Origin of the sequence: Streptomyces cirratus (assembly GCF_014650775.1) — a bacterium.
Taxonomy (GTDB): domain Bacteria; phylum Actinomycetota; class Actinomycetes; order Streptomycetales; family Streptomycetaceae; genus Streptomyces; species Streptomyces cirratus.
Genome location: NZ_BMVP01000035.1, coordinates 1 through 9841 on the forward strand (window position 1 = coordinate 1; position 9841 = coordinate 9841).

The 9841-nt window shown below is 76.9% G+C and carries 2 protein-coding genes and 1 pseudogene; all 3 read right to left on the bottom strand.

Features of this window, described 5'->3' with window-relative positions; translation table 11 throughout:
- A partial coding sequence (locus IE207_RS32675) for a polyketide synthase docking domain-containing protein (RefSeq protein WP_190187960.1) occupies positions 1–201 on the bottom strand: 201 nt, incomplete at its 3' end.
- A gap of 32 nt (positions 202–233) precedes the next feature.
- Positions 234–6026 (bottom strand): annotated as a pseudogene (locus tag IE207_RS32680) (type I polyketide synthase); the annotation flags it as partial.
- A gap of 38 nt (positions 6027–6064) precedes the next feature.
- On the bottom strand, positions 6065–9841 hold a 3777-nt coding region (locus IE207_RS32685; protein WP_190187962.1), incomplete at its 5' end, for a type I polyketide synthase.

Consider the following 9841-nt stretch of genomic DNA (forward strand, 5'->3'; position numbering starts at 1 on the left):
CAAACCCTCCGGCGAACTCACCCCACCCGGAAAACGGCACGCCATCCCCACGATCGCCAGGGGTTCGGTGCTCCGCTCCTCGACCTCGCGGAGGCGTGCTTGCGTCTCGTGCAGCTCGGTCATGGCCCGGCGGAGGTACTCGCGGAGCCTGGCCTCGTTGCCCGTGGTGGAGTCCTGGCTGGTGGCGTCGTGAGCAGACACGGCTCTCCCCTGGAGGTGTTCGGTGCAGGGCTTCAAATGGCGCGGAAGCCGCTGTCGAGCAGCTGGAACAGTTCGTCGTCGGAGGCGGAATGGAGCAGTTCGGTGACGGTTCCGGTATCGGAGCCGGCGTTGGTTTCGGTGTCGGTGTCGGAGGCAGCGGCTTGCGGCGGTGCGGTGGTGGCCGCCACTCCGAGCCCGGCCAGCAGGACGGACAGCCGGTCGGCGATCTTCCGCCGGGCGTCCTCGTCCAGGTCGGCCCGGGCGGTCTCCTCGCCGAGCCGGCCGATGAGGGCGAGTACGGAGGCTTCGGCGCCGGGCAGTTCCCCGTCGATGTGCTCGGCGAGGGCCAGGGGCGTCGGATGGTCGAAGACGAGGGTCGCCGTCAGCCGCAGGCCGGTCTCGGCGCCGAGCCGGTTGCGCAGTTCGACGGCGGTGAGCGAGTCGAAGCCGGCTTCCCGGAAGCTGCGGTGGACGCCGACCTCGGCCGGGCCCGCGTAGCCGAGTACGGCCGCGACCTCGGTCCGTACGAGGTCCAGGACGAGCGCGGAGCGTTCGGCCCGGGGCAGACCGGCGACCCGGTCGGCGAGTGTCGCCCGGCGCTGCTCCGGCCCGCCGTCCCCGGCCGGGGCCCCGGCTCGGACCGCCCCCGCCGCGCGGCGGGTCGCCTGCCCGGCGAGCGGGCGCAGGACGGGCGGCAGGGCGTCACGGGGAGCGGCGGGGTCGATGCGCAGGGGCAGCAGGACGGCGTCCTCGCGGGCGCATGCGGCGTCGAAGAGGTCGAGGGCCTCGGCTTGCGGGAGCGCGACGATGCCGCTGCGGCGCAGCCGGGCCGCGTCGGCTTCGGCGAGGGTGCCTGCCATGCCGGCGCCCGCCCAGGGGCCCCAGGCGAGGGAGACCGCGGGCAGGCCCTGGCCGTGGCGCCAGGAGGCGAACGCGTCGAGGTAGGCGTTGGCGGCGGCGTAGGTGGACTGCCCGGCGCTGCCGAGGAGCGCGGCGGCCGACGAGAAGAGGACGAACGCGTCGAGTTCCAGGTCCCGGGTCAGGTCGTGGAGGGCGCGGACCGCGTCGGCCTTGGGCCGCAGGACGGCTTCGAGGCGCGCGGGATCCTGCGCGGTGAGCAGGCCGTCGTCGAGGACGCCGGCGGTGTGGACGACCGCGGTGAGCGGGTGCTCGGCGGGGATCCGTGCGAGGAGCGCGGCGAGGGCGGTGCGGTCGGCGGCGTCGCATGCGGCGAGTTCGACGGTGTGGGCGCCGGCTGCGGTGAGTGCGGTGGCCAGTGCGGCGGCGCCGGGGCCGTCCGGGCCGCGCCGGCTGGTCAGCAGCAGGTGGCGTACGCCGTGTTCGGTGACCAGTCGGCGGGCCACGGCGGAGCCGAGGCCGCCGGTGCCACCGGTGATGAGGACCGTTCCGTCGGGGTTCCAAGCGGCGGTGCCGGGCGCTGTGGTGACGCGGACGACGCCGGGGGTGTGCGGGGTGCCGGCGCGCAGGGCGAGCTGGTCGGCGCCGTCCGCGCGGGTCAGGGCGGCGGGCAGGGCCGCGTACGAGGCGGGCTGCTCGTCGGTGTCGACGAGGGCGAACCGTCCGGGGTGTTCGGTCTGGGCCGAGCGGATCAGACCCCAGGCGACGGCGGCGGCCGGGTCGGTGACGGGCTGTCCGGGGCCGGTGGTGACCGCCTGGTGGGTGAGGACGGTCAGCCGGGATCCGGCCGGGCGGTCCGCGGCGAGCCACTGCCGGGCGAGGGCGAGGACGCGGCGGCCCACGGCCCGCGGGCCGTCCCCGCCGTCTTCGCCGTCTTCGCCGCGCAGGTCGGCCACGGCGTGGACGGGCCCCGCCGGCAGGTCGGCGAACGGCGCGTCGGAGTCGGTCCCGATCCGGACGTCCGCTCCGGCGGCGGTCAGGGCGCCGGCCAGCGCCGGGGCGGCCCCGCCGAGTAGCAGCCACCTGGTCCCGGAGGGCTGTCCCGGGTCGGCGGGCAGCGGGGTCCACGCGGGCCGCAGCAGCGGCGCGGGAGCTGTGGCGGCGTCGGCGATCCGGTCGGCCCGGACCCGGCGCAGGGCCAGCGAGCCGGCGGCGAAGACGGGCCGCCCCTCGGGGTCGGCGGCGCTCACGGCGTAGGCGTCGGGGCCGGCCGGGGTGATCCGCACCCGCAGCGCGTCGGCGCCGTGGGCGTGGAGGGCGGCTCCGGTCCAGGAGAACGGTACGAGCCCGTGGGCGTCGGGCCGGGTGGCGGTGACGGCGTGCAGGGCGGCGTCGAGGAGGGCGGGGTGCAGGCCGTAGCCGGTGGCGTCGGCGCTCTCCTCCGGGCGCAGGGCGGCGTACGCGAAGACCTCGTCGCCCCGGCGCCAGACGGCCCGCAGGCCCTGGAACGCGGGCCCGTAGCCGATCCCTGCGGCGGCGAACCGCTCGTACTCGCCCTCGGCGGCGACGGGTTCGGCGCCCTCGGGCGGCCAGACCCCGCCGAGGGGGGCGAAGGCGTCGTCCGGGGCCGCGGCCCGGGCGGGCGCGGTGCGGCCGGTGGCGTGCGGGGTCCAGTCGTCGGCGCCTGCTGCGGCGGAGTGGATCCGCAGGGGGCGCGTCCCGTCGGCGTCGGCGGCGCCGAGGTGGACGCGCAGCCGTACGGGCGCCTCGTCGGGCAGCACGAGCGGGCTGTCGAAGGTGAGTTCCGCGATCCGGTCCCCGGTGGCGGAGGCGGCCGTCAGGGCGAGTTCGAGGAGGGCCGTGCCGGGGACGACGACGCGTCCGGCGACGGTGTGCCCGGCGAGCCAGGGATGGGCGCGGGCGGACAGGTTCGTCGTCCACACCGTGCCCTGGCCGTCGGGGAGTTCCACGCGGGCGGCGAGCAGTGGGTGTCCGGCGGTGTCGACCCCGGCGGCCGCCAGGCCGTCCTCCCCGTGCGCGGGGGCCGGGGCGTCGAGCCAGTACCGGGAGCGCTGGAAGGCGTAGGTCGGCAGTTGTGCGGCGAGGTCCGCGCCGGAGGCGGAACGGGGGGCGGTCTCGGCGCCGAGACCATGGACGTGGGCGGCGGCCATGGCCTCGGCGAAGGCCCGCGCCTCTGGCTTGCGGCGGCGCTGCACGGCGATCGTGGTCACGGGGGCGGCGGCCCGGTCGTCGCCGAGCTCATGGTCCTGGCCGTCGCCGTGGCCGTGGCCGTGGCCGAGGTCGTGGTCGTCGCCGTGGCCGTGGTCGTGGTCGTGGTCGAGGATCGTGCGGGTCATCGCGGTGAGGACCGCGTCGGGGCCCAGTTCGAGGAAGCTGTCGATGCCTTCGGCGCGCAGGGCGCGGACGCCGTCGAGGAAGCGCACCGGACGGCGCGCATGGCGGACCCAGTGGTCCGCGGTGCGCAGGGCGTCGCCGGTGGCGAGCCGTCCGGTCAGGTTCGACATGACAGGAATCTTGGGCGGGTGGTATTCGAGACCGCGAGCGATCGTTTCGAACTGTGTCAACATGCCGTCCATGTGCGGCGAGTGGAAGGCGTGGCTCACGGTCAGCCGCTTCGCGGCGCGGCCGCGGCTCTTCCAGTACTCGACCAGTTCCGCCACGTCCGGCTCGTCGCCCGCGACCACCACGGCGGCCGGCCCGTTCACCGCGGCGAGGTCGATCCGTGCCTCCCGGCCCGCCAGCTGCGGCCGCACCTCCTCCTCGCCCGCCTGGAGCGCGGCCATCGCCCCGCCCTCGGGCAGTTCGCCCATCAGCCGGCCCCGGGCGGCGACCAGCCGGGCGGCGTCGGGCAGCGAGAACACGCCGGCCGCGTAGGCGGCGGTGATCTCGCCGACGGAGTGGCCCGCGACGGCGTCGGGGCGGACGCCGCGTGAGGTGACGAGCGCGTGGAGGGCCGCTTCGAGGGCGAACAGGGCGGGCTGGGTGTACTCGGTGCGGTCCAGCAGTGCGGCGTCCGGCGTCCCGGGGGCGGCGAACATGACCGTGCGCAGGGGGCGTTCCAGGTGGGGGGCGAAGGCGGCGCACACCTCGTCGAGGGCGGCCGCGAACACCGGCTCGGCGGCGTACAGCTCGCGGCCCATGCCGGGGCGCTGGCTGCCCTGGCCGGTGAAGAGGAAGGCGGTACGCCGGCTGCCGCCTGCGGCCCGGCCGGTCACCACCAGGCGCGCGTCCGGGCGGGCGTCGGAGGCGAGGGACTCCAGGCCGCGCAGCAGGGTCTCGGGGTCCTCGCCGAGGACGACGGCGCGCTCGGGGAAGGCGGTGCGCCGGTGGGCGAGTACGGAGGCCACGGCGGCGGGGTCCGCGGGCCGGCCGGCCAGGTGGTCGGCGAGCCGGCGGGCCTGGGCCCGCAGGGCGGGCACGTCCCGGGCGGAAAGCGCCCACGCGGTGGTCCCGGGTGCGGGGCCGTCCCCGCCCGCTGCGCCGGCCTGGGCCGGGGCCGGGGCTTCGGCCCCGGCTTCGGCCCCGGCTTCGGCGGGCTGGTCGGCGGGCTGGTCGGCGGCTTCGAGGATGACGTGGGCGTTGGTGCCGCTGGCGCCGAACGCGGAGACCCCGGCGCGGCGGGGGCCGTCGGCGCGCGAGGGCCAGGGGGTGCTCTCCGTGAGCAGGGTGACCGCGCCGGCCGTCCAGTCGATCTGCCGGGACGGCTCCTCGGCGTGCAGGGTCTTGGGCAGGACGCCGTGGCGCAGGGCCAGGACGGTCTTGATGACCCCGGCCACCCCGGCGGCGGCCTGGGCGTGCCCGATGTTGGACTTGAGGGAGCCGAGCAGCAGGGGCTGCCCGGCCGGACGGGCCTGGCCGTAGGTGGCGAGCAGGGCGTGCGCCTCGATGGGGTCGCCGAGGCTGGTGCCGGTGCCGTGTGCCTCGACGGCGTCGACCTGGTCGGCGGTGAGCCCCGCGTTCGCCAGGGCGGCGCGGATGACGCGCTGCTGGGCGGGCCCGTTGGGAGCGGTGAGGCCGGCGCCGGTGCCGTCCTGGTTGACGGCGGAGCCACGGAGGACGGCCAGTACGGTACGGCCTTCACGGCGGGCGTCGGACAGCCGCTGGAGCAGCAGCATTGCGGCGCCCTCGCCGAAGCCGGTGCCGTCGGCCGAATCGGAGAAGGCCTTGCAGCGGCCGTCGGCGGCGAGCCCGCGCTGGCGGGAGAAGTCGATGAACATGGTCGGCGTGGACAGCACGGTCGCCCCGCCCGCGAGCGCCAGGTCGCATTCGCCGGCCCGCAGGGCCTGGGCGGCGAGGTGCAGGGCAACCAGCGAGGAGGAGCAGGCGGTGTCGACGGTGACGGCCGGTCCGCGCAGGCCGAAGGTGTAGGAGACGCGGCCCGAGGCGACGCTGCCCGCGCTGCCGTTGACGAGGTAGCCCTCCAGGCCTTCGGGGATGCGGGCGCCGGGGGTGTGCGGGACGCGCGAGCCGTAGTCGTCGTACATGACGCCGGCGTAGACGCCGGTGCGGCTGTCGCGGACGTCGTCCCGGGTGAGGCCGGCGCGTTCGAAGGCTTCCCAGGCCGTCTCCAGCAGCAGGCGCTGCTGCGGGTCCATGGCGAGGGCCTCGCGGGGGGAGATGCCGAAGAACTCCGGGTCGAAGTCGGCGCAGTCGTAGAGGAAGCCGCCTTCCCTGGCGTAGCTGGTGCCGGGCGCCCCGGGGTCGGGGTCGTAGAGCGCGTCCAGGTCCCAGCCGCGGTCGCCGGGCAGGCCGGAGATCGCGTCGGTGCCCGACTCCAGGAGCTGCCACAGGGCCTCGGGGGTGTGGACCCCGCCGGGGAGGCGGCAGCTCATGGAGACGATCGCGATGGGTTCGCGGGCGGCTTCCTCGACGGTACGCAGCCGCTCACGGGTGCTGACGAGTTCGGCGGTGACCCGCTTGAGGTAGTCCCTGATCTTCGCCGAGTTGTCGGCGGGGGCGGGGGCGTCGGAGGTGGGGGTGCCCGTCACAGCTGCTCCTCGATGAAGGCGAAAAGTTCGTCGTCGTCGGCCGAGTCCAGCCGCGCTCCGGCGGCGGCCTGGTACGGGTCCGCGGTGGCGGCGGGACCCGCCGGAGAGCCACCGAGGCCGGCGACGAGTGCGGCGAGCCGCCGCTGGAGGGTCTCGCGGCGGATGTCGTCGCCGGCCATGGCCGCGACGGCCGCCTCCAGGGCGTCGAGCCCGGCGAGGGCCGCCTCGCCCGCTTCCTTGCCGCCGCCGGCGGTGGCGCGCAGTTCCGCGTCGATGTGCTCGGCGGTGGCCTGGGCGGTGGGGTGGTCGAAGACGACTGCGGCGGCCAGCCGCAGTCCGGTGGCGGCGTTCAGCCGGTTGCGCAGTTCGACGGCGGTCAGCGAGTCGAAGCCGATCTCGCGGAAGGCGCGGGCGGGTTCGACCGCGTCGGGGCCGGTGAAGCCGAGTACGGCGGCGACCTGCGTCCGTACCAGGGCGAGCAGTTCCCGGCCGCGGGCGGCGGCGTCGAGCCCGGCGAGGCGGTGGGCCAGGGCCTGCGCCCCGCCACCCGTGCCGCCGTCGCCGCCCGGGCCGGACGCGCCGGCGGACGGTGCGGTGGCGGCGGCGCGCGGCGTCCCGGCGGCTGCCGGTACCAGGGCCCGCAGCAGGGCCGGTACGGCGTCGGGCCCGTGGGCGGCCCGCTCCCGGCGCAGGGCCGGGACGTCCAGGCGCAGCGGGACCACAAGGGCGTCGGCGTCGGCGGGGGCCGCGAGGGCCCGGTCGAAGAGCGCGAGGCCCTGCGCGTTGTCCATCGGGGCGATTCCGGAGCGTCGCATACGGCGCAGGTCGGTGTCGGAGAGGTGCCCGGTCATTCCGCTGGCCTCGCCCCACAGTCCCCAGGCGAGGGATACGGCGGGCAGCCCGGCGGCCCGGCGGTGCTGGGCCAGGGCGTCCACGAAGGTGTTCGCGGCGGCGTAGTTGGCCTGGCCGGGGCGGCCGAGGAGTCCGGCGGCGCCGGAGAACAGCACGAACGCGGACAGGGGCAGGTGGGCGGTGAGTTCGTGCAGGTGCAGGGCGGCGTCCGCCTTGGGCCGCAGTACGGTGTCCAGCCGCTGCGGGGTGAGCGTGGTGACGGCGCCGTCGTCGAGAACGCCCGCGGCGTGGATCACCGCGGTCAGCGGGTGGGCGCCGGGGATGCCCGAGAGCAGTGCCGCGACCGCGGAGCGGTCGCCCGTGTCGAGGGCGCCGATCTCCACCCGGGCGCCGAGCGCCGTCAGTTCCGCTTCGAGCGCGGCGGCCCCTTCGGCGGCGGGCCCGCTGCGGCTGACGAGCAGCAGGTGCCGGGCGCCGTACGCGGTGACGAGGTGGCGGGCGACGAGCCGGCCGAGCGTGCCGGTGGCGCCGGTGACGAGGACGGTCCCCTCGGGGTCGAACGGCCGCGCGGCCCCGGCGGGTACCGTTTCCGCCCGGCTCAGGGTCGGCGTGTACGCCTGCCCGTCGCGCAGCGCGAGCTGCGGTTCCCCGGTGGCGAGCGCCCCGGCCAGCGCCGCCGCCGATGAGCCGGTACCGTCCGTGTCGACGAGGGTGAAACGGTCCGGGTGCTCGCTCTGCGCGGACCGTACGAAGCCCCACAGCGCGGCGGCCGCGAGCCCGGCCGGGGATTCCCCGGGCGTGGTGGCGACGGCGCGTTCGGTCAGCACGACCAGCCTGGCCGCGGCGAGCCGGTCGTCCTGCCGGAGCCACTCCTGCACCAGGGCGAGGCCCCGCGCGGTGAGTTCGCGTACCTCACCGGGCGCGGGCGCGCCGGGCGCCGCACCGGCGGCGGCCCCGGCCGGGGCCGGGAAGGTGACGACGACGGCGTCCGGGGCGGGGGCGCCCGCGTCCATGGAGGCCACCAGCGCCGCCAGGTCGGGGTGGACGGCCTCGGATCCCCCGATGCCCAGCGGGTCCGGGCCCACCACGGCGGTGCGGACGGCCGGCTCCCGGCCGACGGCGGTAGCCCGCCAGTCGACCCGGTACAGGGGCGGTTCCGCCTCGGCCGCACCGAGCAGCGCGTCCAGCCGTTCCCGGGGGACGGGCCGCATCACGAGCGCGTCGAGCGTCAGCACGGGCGCGCCGGTCGGGTCGACGGCCTCCAGCGAGACGGCGCCCTCGCCGGTCCGCGCGAGGCGCACGCGCAGCGCGTCGGCGCCCGCCGCGTGCAGGGTGGCGCCCTGCCAGGCGAAGGGGAGCAGGACGGAATCGGCGGGAACGGCGAGGAGGTCGCCGGCCAGCCAGGGCTGGAGCGCGGCGTCCAGGAGTGCCGGGTGCACGCCGAAGCGGGCGGCGTCGGCCCGGGCCCGGGAGGGGAGGCGGACTTCGGCGAAGACCTCGCCGGGGCGCCGCCACAGCGACTCGACTCCGGCGAAGACCTCCCCGTACTCGTAGCCGAGGTCGGAGAACCGCGTGTAGACCTCGTCCGGCTCCACGCGCTCGGCGCCGGCCGGCGGCCAGGCCTGCGCCACGGCCCACTCGGCCGGGGCGGGGACGGGGACGGCGGGAGCGGCGTCGGCCGGGCGCAGGACGCCGTCGGCGTGCCGCGTCCACTCGGCGTCGTCGCCCTCGGGGCGGGAGTGCAGGGTCACCCGGCGGCGCCCGCTGTCGTCGGGCGCCGCGACCCGTACCTGGATACGGACGCCGCCCCGGTCCGGCAGGACGAGCGGGGCTTCGAGGCCGAGTTCCTCCAGTCCGGCCGAACCCGTCGCGGCGGCCGCGTGCAGAGCCAGCTCGGCGAAGGCGGTGCCGGGCAGCAGGGTCCGGCCGGAGACGGCGTGGTCGGCGGTCCACGGCTGCTCGGCCCGCGAGATCCGCCCGGCGAAGAGCAGCTCCCCGCTCGCGGCGAGCGGCAGGGCACCGCCCAGCAGCGGGTGGGTCTCCCAGTCCATCCCGAACCGTGCGGCGGCGGCGTCGCCGACACCGGCGGGGGAGGTCGGCGCCCAGTAGTGGGAGCGCTGGAAGGCGTACGTCGGCAGGTCGGTCAGGCGGGCGCCGGTGCCGTCGAAGAGCGCGGGCCAGTCGATGTCGACGCCGCGTACGAAGAGCTCGGCGGCGGAGGTCAGCAGACGCTGGAGCCCGCCGTCATCGCGGCGCAGCGAGCCGACGGCCAGGACGTCGACGCCCGCCACCTCTGCGGTCTCCTGGATACCGATCGTCAGGACCGGGTGGGCACTGGACTCGACGAACGTGCCGAAGCCGTCGGCGAGCAGCGTGCGGACGGTCTCCTCGAAGCGGACGGGCTGGCGCAGGTTGCGGTACCAGTAGGCGGCGTCCAGGACCGGCTCCGACAGCAGCCCGCCCGTGACCGTCGAGTAGAACGGAACCGTCGGACGCTGCGGCCGGATCGGTCCCAGCACGTCGAGGAGTTCGGCTTCGATCCGCTCGACGTGAGCCGAGTGGGAGGCGTAGTCGACGGGCACCTGGCGGGCCCGGATGTCCTCCGCCTGGGCGGCGGCGACGAACTCCACGATGGCATCCGCATCACCCGCGACGACGGTGCTGGACGGCCCGTTGACGGCGGCGACACCCAGCCGCCCGGCCCAGGCCTCCAGCCGGGCTTCCACGTCCGCCACCGGCAGCGGAATGGACGCCATACCGCCCAGCCCCGCCAGCTCCCGGCCGATCACCGCGGCACGAAGGGCCACCACCCGGGCGGCATCCTCCAGTGACAACGCCCCCGAGACGGCAGCGGCGGCTATCTCGCCCTGCGAGTGACCGACCACCGCGTCCGGGACGACACCCAGCGACCGCCACAGTGC